At 27.2% G+C, this 21,326-nt stretch carries 16 protein-coding genes; 14 read left to right on the top strand and 2 right to left on the bottom strand.

What is annotated here, in order from left to right; all coding sequences use genetic code 11:
- Positions 1 to 252 precede the first annotated feature (252 nt).
- Positions 253 to 1,767 carry a bifunctional metallophosphatase/5'-nucleotidase gene (locus tag H8R92_RS10725; RefSeq protein ID WP_186835442.1) on the bottom strand — a complete coding sequence of 505 codons (1,515 nt, stop codon included), beginning with the start codon at positions 1,765 to 1,767 and terminating at the stop codon, positions 253 to 255.
- A gap of 178 nt (positions 1,768 to 1,945) precedes the next feature.
- On the opposite strand from H8R92_RS10725, the gene nrdG reads away from it, so the two are divergent.
- The 5 genes from nrdG (at position 1,946) to H8R92_RS10700 (ending at position 7,884) form a co-directional block, all read left to right on the top strand.
- On the top strand, positions 1,946 to 2,449 hold the full coding sequence (nrdG, locus tag H8R92_RS10720) for an anaerobic ribonucleoside-triphosphate reductase activating protein (RefSeq protein ID WP_186835441.1): 504 nt from the start codon (positions 1,946 to 1,948) through the stop codon (positions 2,447 to 2,449).
- Between the two features lie 247 nt (positions 2,450 to 2,696).
- A complete protein-coding gene (locus H8R92_RS10715; protein WP_186835440.1) occupies positions 2,697 to 3,506 on the top strand; it encodes a hypothetical protein in 810 nt (269 codons plus the stop codon).
- 214 nt (positions 3,507 to 3,720) lie between these two features.
- Positions 3,721 to 5,448, top strand: coding sequence for an ABC transporter ATP-binding protein (locus tag H8R92_RS10710; RefSeq protein WP_022212668.1), 1,728 nt, complete (start codon positions 3,721 to 3,723; stop codon positions 5,446 to 5,448).
- Complete coding sequence (locus H8R92_RS10705) at positions 5,448 to 7,220, top strand: ABC transporter ATP-binding protein (RefSeq protein ID WP_186835439.1); 1,773 nt, start codon at positions 5,448 to 5,450, stop codon at positions 7,218 to 7,220. The genes H8R92_RS10710 and H8R92_RS10705 overlap by 1 nt, the downstream gene beginning before the upstream one ends.
- A gap of 151 nt (positions 7,221 to 7,371) precedes the next feature.
- The gene (locus H8R92_RS10700) at positions 7,372 to 7,884 is read left to right on the top strand and encodes a hypothetical protein (RefSeq protein WP_186835438.1); all 513 of its coding nucleotides are present in this window, start codon (positions 7,372 to 7,374) and stop codon (positions 7,882 to 7,884) included.
- Between the two features lie 21 nt (positions 7,885 to 7,905).
- Here the strand turns inward: H8R92_RS10700 and H8R92_RS10695 are convergent, their stop codons facing one another.
- Positions 7,906 to 9,948, bottom strand: coding sequence for a J domain-containing protein (locus tag H8R92_RS10695; RefSeq protein ID WP_186835437.1), 2,043 nt, complete (start codon positions 9,946 to 9,948; stop codon positions 7,906 to 7,908).
- 246 nt (positions 9,949 to 10,194) lie between these two features.
- Here H8R92_RS10695 and H8R92_RS10690 point away from each other — a divergent pair, with 246 nt between their 5' ends.
- From H8R92_RS10690 to H8R92_RS10650, 9 genes are all read left to right on the top strand, one after another.
- Positions 10,195 to 11,280, top strand: coding sequence for a glycosyltransferase (locus H8R92_RS10690; protein WP_022212664.1), 1,086 nt, complete (start codon positions 10,195 to 10,197; stop codon positions 11,278 to 11,280).
- Positions 11,281 to 11,299: 19 nt separating this feature from the next.
- Positions 11,300 to 12,352 (top strand): glycosyltransferase, encoded by a 1,053-nt coding sequence (locus H8R92_RS10685; protein WP_186835436.1) that lies wholly within the window; start codon positions 11,300 to 11,302, stop codon positions 12,350 to 12,352.
- A 261-nt stretch (positions 12,353 to 12,613) separates the two neighbouring features.
- The gene (locus H8R92_RS10680) at positions 12,614 to 13,777 is read left to right on the top strand and encodes a class I SAM-dependent methyltransferase (protein WP_186835435.1); all 1,164 of its coding nucleotides are present in this window, start codon (positions 12,614 to 12,616) and stop codon (positions 13,775 to 13,777) included.
- Between the two features lie 192 nt (positions 13,778 to 13,969).
- Positions 13,970 to 16,399 (top strand): ABC transporter substrate-binding protein, encoded by a 2,430-nt coding sequence (locus H8R92_RS10675; protein WP_186835434.1) that lies wholly within the window; start codon positions 13,970 to 13,972, stop codon positions 16,397 to 16,399.
- Position 16,400: 1 nt separating this feature from the next.
- Positions 16,401 to 17,264 (top strand): carbohydrate ABC transporter permease, encoded by an 864-nt coding sequence (locus H8R92_RS10670; RefSeq protein ID WP_022212660.1) that lies wholly within the window; start codon positions 16,401 to 16,403, stop codon positions 17,262 to 17,264.
- A gap of 15 nt (positions 17,265 to 17,279) precedes the next feature.
- Positions 17,280 to 18,119: a carbohydrate ABC transporter permease gene (locus tag H8R92_RS10665; protein ID WP_022212659.1), complete on the top strand. Its 840-nt coding sequence runs from the start codon at positions 17,280 to 17,282 to the stop codon at positions 18,117 to 18,119.
- A gap of 4 nt (positions 18,120 to 18,123) precedes the next feature.
- Complete coding sequence (locus tag H8R92_RS10660) at positions 18,124 to 19,419, top strand: efflux RND transporter periplasmic adaptor subunit (RefSeq protein ID WP_186835433.1); 1,296 nt, start codon at positions 18,124 to 18,126, stop codon at positions 19,417 to 19,419.
- Positions 19,420 to 20,607, top strand: a complete 1,188-nt coding sequence (locus tag H8R92_RS10655) for an ABC transporter permease (protein ID WP_186835432.1) — start codon at positions 19,420 to 19,422, stop codon at positions 20,605 to 20,607.
- Between the two features lie 154 nt (positions 20,608 to 20,761).
- The gene (locus H8R92_RS10650; protein ID WP_186835431.1) at positions 20,762 to 21,199 is read left to right on the top strand and encodes a globin domain-containing protein; all 438 of its coding nucleotides are present in this window, start codon (positions 20,762 to 20,764) and stop codon (positions 21,197 to 21,199) included.
- Positions 21,200 to 21,326 lie beyond the last annotated feature (127 nt).

Here is a 21,326-nt window from a genome sequence, read left to right as displayed (position 1 = left end):
ATACGGAATAAAGTATTAATTAATAGGAAAAATATAGCATAGAACCGATGTTAGTTCTATGCCTTTTAGAATACTTAAAATTAAATTCCCGAAGGGAGCGTGGCGAAAGCCACTTTTTTATTTATAAAAAAACTTAGCTTAACAAAGTCATAATAAAAACCCCAACTAAACTTTTTTATACTGGTTGGAGTTTAAAGTTTTATATTAAAATATTAACTTTTTAAAATACTAAGAGTTAATACAGTATTTTGGTTAAGATATAGTTTTGTAGTATCTAGCTGTATCTACAACAACTTTAGGATTGTTTTTAAAATAATTAATAATTATTTCAGGTATTTCAATTAATATTTCCTTAACAACCTTACAATTTTCATAGCATTCATAACCACCAGCACCACTAGCTCTATAGTTATTCATAACTAAAGTTAAGTTTTTATCTTCAGATAATTCTTCACCATTAAATTTAATAGAAGTAACTCTATTTCCAACTTCTTTAGTTAAGTCAAAAGTATAGTTTATATTTGAGAAGTAATCATAATTATAATGTTCAACTTTAGGTTTTAAGAATCTTTCAGATACTGTTACATTTCCATTATTATTTTCAAAGTAGCTAGCAGCTCTTTCTAATGCTAATTTTAATATATTTTTATTAACTTCAAGAACAGCTAATGTATTTGGATATGGATAAGTAGATAAAATATCTCTTACAGTAACATTTTTACTAAATCCTTTTATTACATTTGCAAAGGTAGTACAAGATATATCTGCATTGCTACTTTCAAGTTGAATTTGATTTATAAAGTTAGCTAAATTTGAACCATTTAAAGCCATATCTAAATGAGTTGTAGGCTGAAGTTTAGTATCTAAAACACCAACAGGAGTATCTAACCATTCTTGAACCTTATCTTCTAATGGTAAGAATTTATCATACATTTCCTTATTAGGATTTAATTCTAAATCTTTTAATGATGAATTTATTTCAACTTTGTAATCATCATTTATAGTAAGATTTAATTCTAAGAATTTACTTCCATTATGTGGAGTTTGAACTATGTGAGTTCCATGAAGATTTTTATTAGCTATAGGAAGGTGCTGATGACCTGTAAGAAGTATATCAAAATCAAATTCCTTACATATTTTATAAGCAATATTTTCTTTTGTAGTGCTTAATTGTTTGCGAGATTCTAAATCATATTCAAATCCACCATGGTAAACACCTACAAGGATATCACATTGTTCTTTTACAGTTTCATAATATTTCTTTACTGAGTCAAAAGTATCAGTGATATCTATATCTTTTATATTTTCAGGACGCTCCCATCTGTTTATAAAGTCAGTAGTAAATCCAATTATACCTACTTTTAATCCATTTTCCATTGTTTTTATCTTGTAAGGGAAAATAGGTAATTCATTAGTTTTATCTACAACATTAGCACAAAGACAAGTGGCATTTAAATTATTTAAGTACTTCTTTAAATATTCCTTTCCATAGTTAAAGTCATGATTACCAAGAGTTATAAAATCATATCCTCCAGCATTCATAATAGTTGCTAATGGATGCACATCAAATTCTGAATTACTTAAGTAATTTGTAAAAGGTGAACCTTGAATAGTGTCTCCACCATCAATTATTAATGTATTTCCATCTTTATTGAAATGATTAATTATATTAAGCAAACCAATATTTTTTTCATTTCTTTCTACATAATCAGTTGGATAAACATATCCATGAAGGTCAGATGTAAAATAGATTTTTAAATTTTTCATTAAATAATACCGCCTCTTTTGTTAAATTTATATAAATAATATTAATAGTATTAAGTATATCATATTTTTACTTATAATAAGTATAAATTATGAATTTAGCATATTTATATAATTAGTAGTATAATATGATTAACAATAAAATTAACATATGAAAGTAAAAATTAAGGGGAATTCTAAAATGAAATATGCACAAATTAGGAAGTTCGACGTCACAAATGGGCCCAAGGTGCGTACTACTTTATTTGTAAGTGGATGTACACATAATTGTCCTCAGTGCTTTAATAAAGATCAGCAAAGCTTTGAGTATGGAGAATTTTGGACTGAAGAAGTGGAAGAACAATTCCTTTCTTATGTAAAAAGTCCCAATGTTCATGGGGTAAGTATTTTAGGTGGAGAGCCTATGCAGCAGTTAATGGATGATTCTTTATTAAAACTTTTAACTAGAATAAAAGAAGAAACTAATAAGGAAATATGGCTTTGGTCAGGATATACTTATGAAGAGATAATAAGTAATCCAAAAAGAAAGGAAATATTAGAACAAGTTGATGTTTTAATAGATGGTCCATTTAAGGCTGAAATGAAAAATTTAAGCTTAAAATATAGAGGTTCAGAAAATCAAAGAATTATTGATGTAAAAAAATCATTGAAAGAAAAAAAAGTTGTTTTAATAAATGTAATATAAGGATGTAAGAAGACACTTACATCTTTTTTAAAAGTATTTTTTAGCTTTCTTGTAGATTTAATTTTATTAAAAGATTTATTTTAATATGTCCATTACTTTATATTAACACCATATAGGTTTTATTGACATAAGACCAAGTTTAATTTTATATAAATAATATTGATTATATCATATTTTTATTATAGCTAGTTTAAAATATAAATTATGAAGTTTTTTTATTATAGTAATATGCGTAGGGGGAAGTACAATGTATTACAAATTAAAAAAAGTGGTTATGAGTATTATTATAAGTTTATTAATGATATTTTTAGTAAGTTGTGGAACAATGGAAGTAAGTACAAATGTAAAAGTAAATAAAGATGGAAGCAGCAATACAGTATTTAGATTAGTTTATGATGAAAGTATAAAAAATGTGGTAGGAGATGGATTGCTACAGCAGGTATTAGGTACAGAGACAGAAGTTAATGTGTATTCACAAGATAATAATACTATTGAAGAGGTTACAATTACAACTTCCAAAATAAATATAAAGGATTTATTAAAATCTAATGCTTTAAATATAAGCAATTTGTCATATGATTATGGCAATATTATTAAGTACGATGTGAAAAGAAAAAAAGGAGTTTTAAAGGATAAATATACAATTAATATAGGTCTTACTAAAGATTTATTATCAGAGATAGATGCTAATATTGAAAATGAAGTAAGTAATAATATAAATAACTATATTACACCAGAAATACAAAAATATTTGTATGGTAATGTAACTAGTTTTTTAATTGGAAATGTAACAAATACCATCAAAAATTATGTGGCACAAATACCATATGATTTAACACTTTCCATACCTTTTAAGATTACAGAAAGTAATGCAACAACAAAAATTGATGATTATACAAACAAGTGGAGTTATACTCTGCAGGATTTAAATACAAATACAGAAGTGAGGTTATCATTTTTTGCACCTAATGTAATTAATATGGGTTTAATTATATTATGTGCTGTGATAATTATTATATTAATAATAGTATTATTAGTAAGACATAGGAAAAGGTAAGTAGAAGGGGCTGTCGCACTATGAACAGACCCTTTTAAATATATATGTAAAGGTGTAAGTGCCAATATAGATTTTTATAGTGATTTTGTATATAGCATGGTTTTATATATTTCTCTTTTGATGTATATAGATAAAATTTAATTATTGACACAAAATAAATAAGTAGATATGATACTAAAGACTAATGGAATAATAATGAAGAGGAGATGAATAAATGAAATTAATATTAAAGTATTTAAACAGATATAAAGGTTTAGTTTTATTAAATATAATTGGTGTATTAGGATTTGCTTTAGTTGAGTTAGGTATACCTACAATAATGGCTACAGTCATAGATAAAGGTATAGCTTATAATGATATAAGCTATATAAAGAAAATGGGAACTGTTATTGTTATTATATCTGTGCTAGGTGTTATGGGGTCAATACTTTTAGGATTTACTTCAGCGAAGATTTCCACCAGCGTTGTTAGAGATATAAGAAATGATATCTTTAAAAAGTCTCAAGAATTTTCTCATAGTGAATACGATAGATTTGGTATATCATCAATGATAACTAGAACTACCAATGATGCCTTTCAAGTTATGCAATTTACTAATACTATTTTGAGAATGGCAATGATATGTCCTATTATGTTTATCATAAGCGTATTTTTAATTTTATCAACAAGTGTGAGATTATCTGCTATCTTATCAGTTACCTTACCACTTATTGTTTTAGGCGTATATTTAATTGCTAAAACATCCCATCCATGGTCTCAAACACAACAAAATAATTTAGATAAGCTTAATAGAATATCTAGAGAGAATTTAACAGGAATTAGGGTTATTAGAGCTTTTGGTAATGATGATTATGAAAGAAAGAGATTTAAAAAAGTTAATAATGCATATGCTTTCATTTCAAAAAAGCTATTTAAACTTATGTCAGTGGCTCAACCTACTTTCTTTTTATTATTAAACTTAGCTATAATAGCTATATTCTGGATGGCTAGCAAGATGATAAATATTGGCTCATTGCAAGTTGGGCAATTAGTTGCATTTATAGAATATTTATTTCATGCAATGTTCTCTTTAATGTTATTTTCTAATGTTTTTGTTATGTATCCTAAAGCACAAGTTTCAGCAGAAAGAATACAGGAAATATTAGATGCAGAGCCTATGATTAAAAATCCAGAACAAGGAATTACTGAAACAAATAATGAAGGAACATTAGAATTTGAAAATGTTACATTTGTTTATCCAGATGGAGAAGAACCAGTAATTAAAAATGTTTCATTTAGTGCTAAAAAAGGAGAAACCATTGCTTTTATTGGTAGTACAGGTAGTGGAAAGTCAACACTTATTAATCTTATACCAAGATTTTATGATGTAACAGAAGGAAGTATAAGAATTGATGGTATAGATGTGAGAAAGTTTAATTTAAAAGCACTAAGAAAGAAAATAGGCTTTATAAGACAAAAGAATTTATTATTTACCGGTACTATAAAAAGTAACATAAAATTTGGCAAACCTCATGCCACTCATGATGAAGTTGAAAATAGTGCAAAAATTGCACAAGCTTATGATTTTATTACTACTAAAGAAAAGGGCTTTGATGAACCTATAAGTGAAGGAGGCTCTAATGTATCAGGAGGGCAAAAGCAAAGATTATCAATAGCTAGAGCTTTAGTAAGAAAATCAGAAATATATATATTTGATGATAGTTTTTCAGCCCTAGACTTTAAGACAGATGCTATTCTTAGAAAGGCTTTGAAAAAAGAAACTAAAGATGCAATTGTTTTAATAGTAGCGCAAAGAATAGGATCAATCATGGATGCAGATAAGATAATTGTATTAGATGAAGGGAAAGTTGTAGGCGTTGGTAAGCATAAAGAATTGTTAAGTACTTGCAATGTATATCATGAAATAGCATTATCACAACTTACAGAGGAGGAACTTGCATAATGAATAAGATAAAAGATACAATTAGAAAAATAGCCCCCTTTGTAAAAAATTATAAGAAAGGGTTTATTTTTGCCATAATACTTATTATTTCAGCAGCTGTATTTACAGCTCTTGCTCCTATGGTGGAAGGTTTTATAATAACTCAACTTACCAATGATTCTCTTGATATAATCAGAGGTGTTGAAGACGCTAGTGTAAATTTTAAATATATACTAAAGGTATTGGTGATTCTTGTATGTATATATTTAGGTAATGTATTATCAACTTATGGGGCAAGTTTTTTATTAACTAACTCTATACAAAATAGTATGAGAGACTTAAGAGGAGCCATACAGGATAAGATTAAAAGATTGCCAGTAAGTTATTTTGATGGAAACAGCTATGGTGATGTATTAAGCAGGATTACTAATGATATTGATACTATATCAAATGCTTTGCAGCAAAGCTTAAGTCAGGTAATTAATTCTATTTTAGCAATTTTATTAGCTTTGATTATGATGTTTAGAATAAATGTAAAAATGGCTTTTGTGGCAGCACTAATAATACCATTAAGCTTTCTTGTATCAAAAATTGTGGTAAGCAAATCACAAGGCTATTTTAAAGCACAGCAAGATGCTTTAGGAAAGCTAAATGGAGCTGTACAGGAGATGTTCACAGGTTTCAATGAGATAAAGCTATATGGTAAAGAAGAAAGTGCCATAAATGAATTTGTTGAAATAAATAGTAAATTACAAGCTTCAGGTTTTAAAGCTCAATTTATTTCCAGTACAATGGGGCCTTTAGTATCACTAGTAAGTTATCTTGGAATTGCTGCCATTGGAATTATAGGAGCAATTACAGCAGTAGCTGGTAGAATTACTGTAGGGAATTTACAAGCTTTTATAAGATATATTTGGCAAATAAATCAGCCATTATCACAAGTAACTCAATTATCATCAGCAATACAGTCAGCTTTTGCAGCGGTAGATAGAGTGTTTGAAATCTTAAATGAAGAAGAGCAAATTCCAGATAAAGAGCAAAGTGTCAAACTAGATAATCCAAGAGGAGATGTAAGTTTTGAACATGTAAAATTTGGTTATAATGATGATAAAATATTAATTCATGATTTAAATGCAGAAATTAAAGCAGGACAAATGGTGGCTATAGTTGGACCAACTGGTGCTGGAAAAACTACGTTAATCAACTTATTAATGAGATTTTATGAGCTAAAAGGTGGCTCAATAAAGATTGATGGAGTAGATACTCGAGATATGAAGCGTGAAGATTTACGTAGTCTTTTTGGAATGGTACTACAGGATACTTGGTTATTTAATGGTACTATTGAAGAAAATATCAAGTATGGGAACTTTAATGCCAGTAAGGAAGATGTTATATTAGCAGCAAAGATTGCTAATGTACATCATTTTATTAAGACATTGCCAGAAGGCTATGATATGGTATTAAATGAGGAGGCATCTAATATATCACAGGGAGAAAAGCAGCTTCTTACCATTGCAAGAGCAATACTATCAGATCCAGCTATTTTAATATTAGATGAAGCAACTAGTTCTGTAGATACAAGACTTGAGCTTATGTTACAGCAAGCTATGCAAAATGTAATGAAGGGAAGAACAAGCTTTGTTATAGCTCATAGGCTTTCAACTATAAAAAGTGCTGATTTAATCCTTGTAATAAAAGATGGTAATATAATTGAACAAGGAAATCATCAGGAACTTATGGCTAAAGGTGGTTTCTATGAAGAACTATATAACAGTCAATTTGCTGAACAATAGGATATTGATGATAAGGAACTCTAAGGGAGTTCCTTTAATCTTTTTTTAGAAGCTATTAAAATAAGAGATGGGTTTAATTACATAAGTTTTTTTTATAAACCTATTTAAATTTTTAATAAATGCAATATAATGAATAATGGCAATATTTATTATGTTAAGAGTTAATAGCAAATATAAGGAGAGGAAAGGTACTTGGAAAATGATTATGATGCTTTCGTTAATAGTAGGTTTAATATTAATTTTATTTTTATATAATAAAGATATTTTTCATAGAGATACAGTTATAACTATAGTGACTAATTTGCCATTAGGAATTTTCAAAGATGAAAATAAAAAGAAAATGGTTAATGAAAAAGAGCAAATTCATATTAAAAAAGATGAAAATAATATTAAAACTGAACAAGTAATAAATGAAGCACCATTAGCAAAAATAGAAGCTGATGAAAAGGTAGAAGAGATAGTTGAAAGCAATGAAAGTATTGAATTTCCAGAAGAAAAAGAAATTATAGTCTATTGGACACCTAATGGTAAAAACTACCATATGAAAAACACTTGCAGGACTTTAGCAAGAAGTAAGGTAATCCTTAGTGGAAATACTTTAGAATGTGAAAAAGCAATATGTTGTGAGCATTGCAAAATTGAAGAGGATAAAAATAAGATATAGTAATGCTATATCTTATTTTTATTAAGTAAATAATAGAGAGATTTTTCGCTTGGAGTTTTTAAATAATTTTAAGATGATATTCTCATCATTATAATTAGGATTAGAAATAACAGAGATATGAATTTCTTTTTTATTAACTCCGTTTAATCTATAGTTTATATTTTTTAAATAAATATCTATAAAATGAAGGCTATTATTAATAAGACTTAGTTTTTTAAAATACTTCTTGGCAAGAAGTAGATTATTAGTATAGTAATAGCATAAAGCAATTTCCATTAAGAATTTTTCTGAGTGAATAAAATACACATCCTTTTTTATTAAAGAAAGCTTTTCTAGATAGATAAGAGCTTTATCATATTCATGCCTTTGAGAAAAAATAAGACCAAGTCTATACATACAGTAATAATTTAAATCATTTAAGGAAAGAGACTTAGTAAAGTATTTTGCTGCTTTATCATATTTTTTTAAGGATAAAAAATAATCACCATATATTCTAAAAAGCTCATAATCATTATCATAAATTTTATATGCTTCAGATAAATAATTAAGAGTTTCATTTATATTATTATCTAACGAGTAGAATGCAAGACTTCTTAATTTAAGGTACTTATCTAAATTTTCAGCATTAATATTTTTTAAATGGCTATATGATAATGGATGTAGTTCATATAAGTTTTTGAAAAGAATGTCTATATTTAGGTTAGTATATAAGTGAAAAAGCTCTTTTTTTCTATCTAGCCATTTAAAGTGATTAGAGAATAAGATAAATACTTCGTTAGGAATGAACTTATGAGTTGTTAGATATTCAATGATTATTTGTTCAATATAAAAAGAAAGGTTTTCTAAAGAGAATATCTGATAACTTAATAAGTCTTTCCAGTTATTAATATCTATTCTTAGTTGGAAGTTAGTATAAATTTCATTTAATTTATTAATAAGTAGAGTTTCTTTTGTAGTAATAAATCTTTTATACATTGGTGCTGAAGTGATTTTATCATTAGGTGGATTTTTTATTTTTTCTTTGATAGCATTAATATATTTTTTAATAGATGCATTTAGGGGGGTTAACTTATTTAATAATTGGAATAAATCTAAAGCTTTAATATATTCATAAGAATAATAATAGCTTAAAGCTAAATCAGTTAATGCATCAATATCAAGATTATTTTTTAATTTTGAAGTGTATTTTTCAAGGCAAAGAATTGCTTTAGTATATTGTTTTGTTTTTACTAAAAGATGCCCAAAACTCGCTAAGCAGTACATATCAGAGCTATTTATTTCTAAAGCCTCTCTAAAATATCTTAAGGCGCTTATGGTGTCATTTTTATTAAGGTAATAGGCACCAAGAAGTCTTAATAAATCCAAATCATAAGAGTAGATAGTATAGGCTTTACTAAGATATTCAATAACATTCTTATCACTAATATAAATAAATGCTTTTTCTCGGAGTTCAAGATATTCTTCTATTTTATCTTTGCTGATGGTTGAAAGATAGTTATAGCTTAAATTAAGAGGATGATTTATTTCTTGTAGTAGATAATCGATGGTATTTTTAGGATATTTTTTATATAGCTCAGCTTCTCTTTCATTAAATTTTAAATATTTATCAAAAAGCAAAAATATTTCATGAGGTATATATCTATGAATAAAAATATAATTTATTAAATCATTTTCTAAAACATTTAGTATTTCTTTATTGATAAACATATAAGATTTTAATAATTCTATCCAGCTATCAATATTGAATCTTAAGACTGGATTGGTGTATATATAGTTAAGATTATAATTAAAATCAGATATGTAATTTTTATTATCTAATGAGTCATCACAATAGCTTTTGATATTTTCATAAGTATAATCAATTGAATTGTTAGATAAGCATTTAGACATATCTTTTACTGAAGTATTTACCAGTGACATTGCTTTTACATAAGCATTTGTCAGTATTGTATATTCATTAGTATCTTTTTCAAGGTTATAGCATTTTATTAATCTTGAATATGCTTTTTTTATTTCCCTTAAATCTTTTGTAGGATTAATTTCTAGTACGGTCCAACAACTCATATAATACTCCTTTCATTTATGAAAAGTAATATAATTATCATAACATAAATTGTATAAAAATGGAAATGAATATGAAAAATTTATATTTATATAAGTATAAAGTAGATATTTTAAAATAATAAGTGAAAAAATAATATAAAAAAATAAAATGACATAAAGTATGTAAAATTGAGGACAAAATTTAGTTGCAAATCATATATTAAATTGTCAGATAATAATTATAAAATTAATAAGGAGAGAGCATATATGCTAATTGATATAGTTCTTGTTTATGCCGTAGGCAGAGGCGGATTAGAAAATGTTATATCAAAAGTATATAATGGATTAGTTAAGAAAGGGCATAGAGTTAGAGTATTTCAAGCATATAGGCCGGAATATATTGAGTGGGAAAGAAATTTTGACGAAATATATTATTATGGTGAAGATATTCCTTTTTCTATGATAAATTCAGGATTACATCAATATGCAATGAAATATAGACAGGCTATTGAAGAAAAGGGAAGGCCAGATATAGTTATTGCAACTCAATCCACCAGTTTGAGTTATATTTGTAATGTTGCCTTAAATGGGAAAAATTATAATGTAATTCCGCAAATTTCTTGGTTGCATGGACCTGTAAGTGCCTATGGAGGTCGAGAACTTTTAAGCTTTAGTAATTCACATATGGCATTATGTAATAAGTTAGGTGATGATTTAGCATTAGCTTTAGATAGAGAAAATATATATGTTGTGGGAAATCCAGTACAGATTAAGAATTTAGATGTTATAAATAGACCTAAAGAAATACTGACCATATTATCATTAGGAAGGTTGAGTCCAGAAAAGGATATTGAGACTTTAATTAATGCTTTAGCAATTTTAAAAAAGCCATGGAGGCTTATAGTAGTTGGTGATGGGGGACATTATTCTACTTTAAGAACTTTGGCAGAAGAAAAGAATATCAATGAAAATATTCAGTGGACTGGATGGCATGAAAATCCTTGGGATACTGTTAAGGAAGCATCTGTTACAGTAATTTCATCATTATATGAAGGTTTTTCAATGACTACAGCTGAATCATTAGCTAGAGGGATTCCAGTGGTTACTACTAAATGTGGTGGTCCCGAAGATATGGTGGTTGAAGGCGTTAATGGATGGTTATACCAAGTAGGTGATTATATTAGATTAGCAGAAATATTATCTAAAATTCAAGATGGTAAATATATTTTGCCAAAGGCAGAAGTTTGTATTGATTCAATACAGAAGTTTGATGAACAAGTAGTTATAAATAAAATTGAAGAAGTGATAATAAAAACTTATTATAAATTTTATGGTTTTACACGTGTAAGATAAAGAAGTTAGGTGAAAAAAGATGTTAATAGATATAGCATTATACTATGTTGGAGGACGAGGTGGAGTAGAAACTGTTACTACAAAAGTATATGAAAATCTTAAGAAAAAAGGTCATAGGGTAAGGGTGATTATAGCATATGTTCCTCCTTACTTAAAATGGATAGATTCCTTAGGTGAAGTTTATTATTATGGAAATGAAATGAAAAATGATTCGTATGAATATTTAGGAGAAAGCTATAAACAACTTATGGAGAAAATAGGATTACCAGATATATGTATTGCAGCTCATATACCATTTCAAAGCTATATATGTAGTTTAGGTATTAATTGGGAAAAAACAGATAAAGTCATACCAATTTTATCTTGGATCCATGGAGATATAAATATTTATAAAGATCCATTTTTAATAAGCTATGCTAAGGCGCATTTGGCGATAAGTTCGGCAGTTGGTGATGGAATAAGAAGCTATGATAAGGAAAAAAATATATATTTAGTTAATAATCCAATTAGTATAAATAATGAAAACATTATAAAAAGACCGCAGGATGGTATTTTTAAAATTTTAAGTGTTGGAAGGCTTGAAGAAGAAAAAAATTTATTTATGCTTATGCATGCTTTAAATAAGATAAGAGGAAAATGGAAAGCTAATATAATTGGTGATGGTAGTAAAAGAAAGGTATTAGAAAATGTTGCTAAAATATTAAGAATAAATGAAAATATAAGTTGGAGTGGGTGGAAAGAAGAACCGTGGAAAGATATAGATGAAGCTAGTATATGTATTTCAACTTCAAATACAGAGGGATTTTCTATGGTTCTAGCAGAAGCTTTATCAAGAGGTATACCAGTTATATCAACTAAATCTGGGGGACCTAAAGATATAGTTCAAGATGGAGTTAATGGGTGGCTTGTTGATAAAAATAATTATTTTAAGGTTGCAGAAATAATAAATAATATAATAAACAACAAAATAGAATTGCCTTCACAAGAAGTGTGTATATCATCAGTAGAAAAATTTGATGAAAATAAAGTTGTTTCAAATATAGAAAATGCAATTATTAAAGAATTAAAATAATAATTTAATTAGTTTATGATTAAGTGTAAAAGAAAAAACTCTAATTATATTAATTAAAGTATTTTTCTTTTACATAATTTGCATATATTTTATAAACATTTATGGAATAAGTTACGAAAGTAATAATATGAACAAAATTTTAAATTAACAAATGATAATGAAGACAATATAAAGTTTTTGGTATTAGCAGTAATATAGTTGTTGTGATTAGCAATAACTTTTTTAACATAATTATAAAAAGAAAAAGGTGAATTAAAATTTATGGAAGAGTTAAAAAGAACAATTAATGATATATTTAGTGAAGAAATAATAAAATTAGTTATAAGTAACAAGGTTAATAAAGATGTAAAATATAATAAGATAAATATTCTTTTAAAGGAAATTAAAACTAAAAAATATTATCAAATAGAAAAGTTTACAGATAAACAGGTATTTCACAAAAATATATCATTGGAGGAAATTAAATCTGTGGTATTAGAATATACATCAGGAAATTACAAACAATTCACAGCTTGGTCAAATGTAACTACATATGATGTGAAGATTTCTAAAAAAGGAAAGGTACATTGTAGCAAGAAAGATGGAAATAACGAAAAATTTGCTAAAAAGGGACATAATAAAGAAAAGAATTATATACTTAAAGAAGGAATGATAATAGAACCGTTAATAGACTTAGGTGTATTTACTAAAGAAGGAAAAGTGATAAATTCTAAATACGACAAGTATAAGCAAATAAATAGATTTATAGAGATAATTGACGATGAGATAAAGAAGAATGATTATAAGGAACTTACAATATTAGATTTTGGTTGTGGAAAATCATATTTAACATTTGTTTTATATTACTATTTCGTAGAAATTAAGAAAATTGATGTAAAAATGATTGGTTTAGACTTAAAAGAAGATGTAATAAAAAAATGTAACGATATTGCTAAAAATTATGGATATAAAAATTTAAGTTTTGAACTAGGTGATATTAATGGATATAAGTATAATAATAATGTAGATATTGTTATTACACTTCATGCTTGTGATACAGCCACAGATTATGCTTTATATAATGCAATAAAGTGGAATGCAAAAATGATTTTCTCAGTTCCTTGTTGTCAGCATGAATTTAATGCTCAAATGAAAAGTGATAATTTTTCAATATTAACTAAGTACGGCATAGTAAAAGAAAGAATTGCTGCATTAATGACTGATAGTGTAAGAGCAAATCTTTTGGAATGTGCTGGGTATAAAACTCAATTATTAGAGTTTATTAATATTGCACATTCTCCTAAAAATATTTTAATAAGAGCATCAAAAGCCAATATATCACAAGAAAAACAAGAGAAATCTTTAAAGGAAGTAAAATCATTAATTAATGAATTTAATGTGAGTCCTACGTTATATAAATTATTAAAAGAAGATAAAATAATATAAAAAAACTTCCAGTAGTTTTAGCTACTGGAAGTTTTTTTATTAAATTGTAACAAAGCTATAATGATATATAAATAATCAATATTCAAACTAATATTATAAAAATATGAATAAAATCAAAAAAAATACATTAATGTATATTTTTATAAAATATTATGATAAAATCAGAGTATTATTAACATTTGGAGGTAGTTTATGGGAAAAGTAAATAATAAATATGGTTTAGTAGCTTTAAGCAGTGTATTTGCCTTAAGCATGTTTGGATGTACTAAAGTAGGATCAGCAGCAGAAATGGGAAGATACATAGAAGAATTCTATGATGCACCAGAAGGAATTTATGATGTAAGAGACTTAAGAGTTCTTTCAGATGGTACTATAGGAATGTTAGCGTATGGGGAAAAAGAAATTGAACTTTATATATCAGACGATGAATGTCAAAACTGGAATAGAAAAGAGATAAATTTACCACAGGGTGATTCGGAAAATAGCATGCTATCAGTAAATAATGCTATTTTATCAAAAGATGGAAACATTTTTATTTCATATTATTTTTATGATTATATGAAATCTGAAGAAGATGAAAATTTAAAAGAGGAATCAGTGGATGACAATGCAGAAGATGCTACAGATGATAAGTATTTTGAACCAGAATACAAATATGCATTTATAGATGATGAAGGGAGTATACATGATATTTCTTTAGATGAAATTTCTCAAAATACAGCAGAAGATGAGGATATGTCTTATAGTAGATATTATTATACATTTAAGTTTGCTAAGAATGGAGACATTGTATTCTCCAATGATAATGGAATGATATATCAATTAGATCCAGCTAGTGGTGAGATAAAAAATGAATTTGTTTTAGATGATTCATATATTAGTGATTTTACTACTGTAGGAGATTCTTTAGTTATTGTTGGAGGTAATTCTGTAAAGGAATATAGTTTAGAAAGTGGTAAAGAACTAGGAAATATTAAACCTTTAGAAAGTGAAGTATTATATGAAAATAACTCAAATTTCTATGGTATTTCAAATATATTTTCTGATGATGATAAAACTATATATTATACTAGTACCACAGGGCTTTATAAGTATAAATTAGGTGAAAAGGAAGTAGAGCAAATCATAGAAGGGTCATTAAGCTCCATAGGTGATGACAATATGTATATTAGTACGTTTGTAGTAGGCAAAGATAATACTTTCTTGGCTTGTGGACAAGATTATAACAGCTATGAAGTTGGTACAAGTATCATAAGGTTTACTTATTCAGCTGATACACCAAAGGTTCCAGAGAATCAAATAACAGTTTATTCATTATATGAAAATTATCAGATAAGACAAAATATAGTGCTATATCAAAAAGCTAATCCAGATATATATATTAAGCTTGAAATTGGTACTTCAGGTGAGGATGCTGTTACAGAATCAGATGCTTTAAGAACTTTAAATACTGAGATAATGGCAGGTAAGGGTCCAGATATAATATTACTTGATGGTATGTCAGAAGCATATTTTGAACAAGGATTATTAGAAGATATAAGTGATGTTATAGCAGATTATACAAAGAATGACTTATTATTTGAAAATATAATAGATGCATATACAGATAAAAATGGAAAAGTATATTCAATTCCAACAAAGATTACAATTCCAGTAGTGGTAGGAAAAACTGAATATGTAAGTTCAGTTACTGATTTACAGACATTAAGTGCAGCATTAGTTAAATCAGCAGAAAACTCTGGTAAAGCCAATGATGATAAATATGTTGAAATGTATACTCCATCAATGTTAGTCAGTATGCTTTACTATGCTAATGGTAGTACTTGGTTAAATGAGGATAATACAATAAATGAAGATAATATAAAAGAATTTTTAGAGGAAACAAAAAATATATATGATGCATATTTAGCTACTTATGATGAAGCTCAATATGAAGAATATAAGGAAAGTATGCAGTCTTATATAGATGAATATGGTGAAGATATAGGGATTTATTATTTAGATAATTATTTAAATCCGATGAGTATTATGAATGAATCGTCTAAAAAGCTTGCAGTAGGGGTTATTAGTGGAAGAGATTTTATAGAGTATATGTATTCTTTAAGTAAAGGGAATCAAGATATATCTTATGCTTTAATTAATGGACAAACATCAGGAGTATTTGTTCCAAAAAACTTAATGGGTATTAATGCTAAAAGTGATAATAAGGAAATAGCTAAGAAGTTTATTGCTTATTTATTAAGTGAAGAAAGTCAAAGTAAAGAATCTTATGATGGTTTACCTATTAATAAAGCAGCTTTTGATAAAATTTCAGAATATCCATATGCAGATGAATTTGTTGGAGAAAATGGAGAAGGTTATAGTGAAGATCAATCTATTGGTACATGGGGATTTTCAAATGAAAATGGAACAACAGTGGAATTAAAAGTGTATTGGCCAACGAAAGAATATTTTAACAACTTTAAAGCTGAAATAGAAAGTTTAAAGTCGCCAGTTACAGTTAATACTATTGTTTTAGAGGAAGTGGCAAAAGCCTTTGATAAATATGCAAATGGAAATGCGACATTAGATGAAGTTGTTAAGAATATAGGCGATAATATTGATTTAATATTGGCGGAATAGTATGGAAAAGTTAAAGAAAAGGAAAAGAAAAAAATATGAAATGGAAGGATGTTTTTTTATCCTTCCAAGCTTAATAGGGGTAAGTATATTTATTTTAATTCCATTTGCAGATGTGGTCATACGATCTTTTCAAAGTCCAATAACTAGAGAATTTGTATTTTTTAAAAATTATATGGAGGTATTTAAAAATGCAGCTTTTAAGTTAGCAGCAACAAACACCATAAAGTTTGTTTTTATATGCATTCCATTATTACTGATAATTTCTCTTATTATAGCAGTATTAATGCAGAGGTTTGTAAGAAATGCTTATATAATAAAGACAGCTTTTTTAATACCAATGGCTGTGCCTATAGCTTCCATAGTATTGATATGGAAAATAATTTTTCATGAAAATGGGGCATTAAGTTCATGGTTAGTTAAAGTAGGGGGTCATGGATTTGACTGGATGAACACTAAATTTGCCTTTTGGATATTAGTTTTTAGTTATATATGGAAAAATCTTGGTTATAATATTGTTTTATGGCTAGCTGGTTTAAGCTGTATACCTGAAAGTGTATATGAAGCTGCTAGAGTTGATGGGGCCAGTGAATGGAAATGTTTTACACAAATAACTCTTCCTAATTTGAAGACTACATTATATACAGTAGCAGTGCTATCTCTTTTAAATTCCTTTAAGGTATTTAGAGAAGCTTATCTTATTGGTGGAGATTATCCTGATAAAAGTATGTATGTATTGCAGCATTTATTTAATAATTGGTTTAGAGATTTATCCTTTGGCAAAATGTCAGCAGGTTCAGTGATTATGGCTATAGTGATATATATTCTAATAGCATTATTACAAAAAGTATGGGAAAGAGAAAATTAAAGAAAGGTAGATAATATGAAAAAGAAAATAATAACTTTACTTTTATTTATTTTAGCAATGATAATGTGTTTTCCTATAGTATTTCTACTTTCAGGATCTATTATGGGAGCTGCAGAAATCAAAGAGTATTTGGGACCAGTATTAAATGATGGGAGCGGATATGTTACTTGGAGTGTACTACCAAAGTATGCTACTTTAAGATCATATGTAGAGCTTTTACTAGATACACCAAAGTTTTTTGTGATGTTTTGGAATTCTGTAGGTATGACAGTAAGTATTTTAATTGGACAGTTAGTAGTATCAGTAACAGCAGCCTGGGGATTTGCACGATATGAATTTCCATATAAAAAACTGCTATTTACTTTATATATAGTGCTGATGCTTATGCCTTTCCAAGTAACAATGCTTTCCACATATTTAGTGCTTGATAAGATTAAACTTATAAATACAGCAATGAGTATAGTGTTACCAGCAGTTTTTTCTACATTTCCTGTATTCATAATGTATAGATTTTTTATAAGTATTCCAGAAAGCATTATAGAATGTGCAAGACTAGATGGGGCTAGCGAGTTTAAAATTTTTATTAAGATTGGAATACCTCTTGGAAAGCCTGGAATTATGTCAGCAATGATACTTGGATTTTTAGAGTATTGGAACTTAATTGAACAGCCATTAACATTTTTAAAGGATAAGAGCCTTTGGCCTTTATCATTATATCTACCTAGTATTGGTCTGGAAAGTGCAGATGTAGCATTTGCAGCATCTGCTGTAACATTAATAACAGCAATAATAGTATTTTTTGCTGGTCAAAGTCATCTAGAGCAGGGAATAGCAGCAACAGCAGTAAAGGAATGATAGTATGAAGATAAAAGAAATAATAAAATATCAGTGGAAAAGCAAGACAAATAAAACCTTACAGCAAAAAGCCTTGAAGCTTTTAGCCTACTTTTTAGTACTAATGGTTATCCTTACTATATTATCAAGATTTGCAGATTCTTTATTGATACCAATTGTAAAGGTTGAAACATCAAAAGGAATGACTATTACTCATGAAGTTGAGGTAGATGGAAGTATAATTCAAAATAGAGAAGAGGGTATTGCTGTAGTGGAAAATTTAAAGGTTTCATATGTAAATGTATATCCAGGTAGTGAAATTAAAGCAGGTGATACATTGTTTGAAATAGATTTAACAGATTTAAAATCACAGATTCAGCAAATTGAAAGTCAAATATCTGAAAAGGAAAAGAATTTATCTAGAGCTACGGAGGATTATAATTTAGCAGTATCTAGGCAAGATAAAATAATTTCAGATGCATTAGCGGCATATAAGGAAGCTGAGGCTTTAGTTAACAAATATAATAATGCCAGTGAAGAGGAAAAGCAATCATTAGATAAGGAAAGTATTGAATATGATTATAACTTAAAGAAATCGGCTTATGATCAAGCTACGAATGATAAAAGTAACAATCTTTTAGCAGAAAAGAGAACTTTAGAAGATATTAAGGAAGCATCTAATACTGATGAACTTAAAAATAAACTTGAAAGCCTTAAAAAAATTGAAGGAGCAGAAGGAAAGATTGTATCAGAGAAGGAAGGTATTATAACTAATGTAGTAGTAACGGTAGGAGATATCACTAGTGGAGGAAGTACAGTATATTTAGCAGATAAAGAATCAGGATATAAGTTTGTAGCGGAATTATCTAAGGATTTAAAAAAATATGCTAAGCAAGGGCAATCAGTTGTATTGAAAATAGGTAGTTCCAATAATGAAATAGGAGATATAACCATAGATAGTATAAGTAAAAGTGAAAGTGATAATTATAATATTTCAGTGATACTACCAGTTGGTATAGGAGAAATAGGTGATTCAGGTAAGCTTACTTTATCTAGTAAGAGTAAGAAATATCAAGTATGTGTACCGTTAGAAGCATTGCATCAAGAAGGGCAAGATAAATATTATATCTTAGTGGTAGGAGAAGAAGAAACTATACTAGGAACAGAAAAAGTTGCTATAAGAGTTGATGTATCTATTGCAGATAAAAATGATACTTATGCAGCTTTAGAAGAAGGTACTATAAGCAATAGTCAGAAAATAATAATTAGCAGTAATAAGACTATAAAAGAAGGCGATAGAGTTCGTTTGGAGGAAGAATAAATGAAAAGGGTATTTAGCCATGTAATTAAGATAGCTTTAGTTTTGGCTATGATTATATGCTGGGTTTTATCTATAGGATACACCAATAGATTAGCTTCAGTAAAAAATACTTTTAACATATATTTTGATGAAGAAGAATATTTTCCTGCTGATATTTATAAAATGCAGAAAGAAGAAAAAGATAAGGGAAACTCTCTAGTATTTACAGGATGGCATGAAAAAGAAAAGCAAACAGTATTAAATAGTAATTTTAATAGAAGGGTAGAAAGTAACATAATATTTATTTGTGGGCAGTCTTCTCTTGTGGCAGAAGGACCTATATTATTTGAAGATGATATAAAAGGGTGCTTAATTGATGAAGAAACAGCATACAAGCTTTTTGGTAGTAATGACGTCATAGGTAATACAATTATTTATGATAGTAGAGAATTTATTATTAGAGGCATCCATAGAGCAATGGAAGATACTATAATAATGAAGGCAGAAAGTGATTCAAAAGATAAAATTCAAGGATTACTTATTGATATAAGCAATGATGGTATAAAAAATATAAAGCTTATAAGTGAGAGATATGGTGTAAAAGAATATGGAGTTAATTCTACAGTTTATTATAACTTAGGAAAAATGTGTACAAGTCTGTTACCATTGATAATATTGTTGATTATAGTATGCAGTGATTTAAAAAAAGCTATTGAAATTAAAGATAGACCAGTATTGTTCATATTTAGTATTATGATGATAATAGTATGGATAATTGCATTCTTTTGTATAACAAGATATAAAATATCTATTCCAGTGGATATTCTTCCAAACAAATGGTCTGATTTTGATTATTGGAGTAAATTTTTTCAAGAATGTATGGATAAGATAAAATATGTTATTTATATGAAGAAATATATGCTTGATATTTATGTAATTTCATATTTAAATAAAATATTTTTATGCACTATAATAGCCATAATACTATTTTTTGTAAATAAGAGAAATATTGAGATTAACTCTATGAAAGAATTATTTATAAGTATTATTGCGTTATTTATTATTACTTTTATGGCTATTTATATATTAAAAGAAAGTATATTTATTAACAAATCTTCAGCGGTAATATGGCTTATATATCCATATTATTTATTATATAGATATGTATATTTGATTAAAGAGCAGTTTTTAAAAAGAATACTAAGATGAATTATGTATTAGAAAGTTTTAATCTATTGAAAAGTTTATAGAAAATAATAAATAAATGTATATTTTATTTGCACATTTAAAATCTTTATGATATATTAAATTTATAGATAAATAATAATTATTAATTAATAATTAATACAGAGGAGAAATAATTATGTTAGATCAAAAGACAATAGATATAATAAAAAGTACTGTACCAGCATTAAAAACTCACGGATTAGAAATAACAACTACTTTCTACAAGAATATGTTTGCTAATAACCCAGAAGTAAAACCTTTATTTAATATGGACAAGCAAGCTTCTGGTGAACAACCAAAAGCTTTAGCAATGACAATATTAGCTGCAGCACAAAACATAGATAATCTTCCAGCTATTTTACCAGTAGTTAAGAAAATTGGAGAAGTTCACTGTAATAAAGAAATTCAAGCTGAACATTATCCAATAGTAGGAAAAAATCTTTTATTAACTATAAAAGAAGTATTAGGAGATGCAGCTACTGATGAAGTTATGGAAGCATGGGAAAAAGCTTACCAAGTAATTGCTGATATATTCATTTCAGTTGAAAAAGAAATTTATGAAACAAGAAAATAATCTAAAGAGATTGTATTAAAATAATATTTGATATTTCGTAGATAAAAAAGGGGATTTGCATTAAAAATCCCTTTTTTTAATGTAATATTATTATGAAATATTCCATTTATATAATTTTAAGATTTAT

The sequence above is a fragment of the Clostridium lentum genome, assembly GCF_014287815.1.
In the GTDB taxonomy this organism is placed as follows: Bacteria; Bacillota; Clostridia; order Clostridiales; family Clostridiaceae; genus Clostridium; species Clostridium lentum.
The sequence above is the reverse complement of the archived record's forward strand: the minus strand, read 5'-3'. Positions and strand labels throughout refer to the sequence as shown.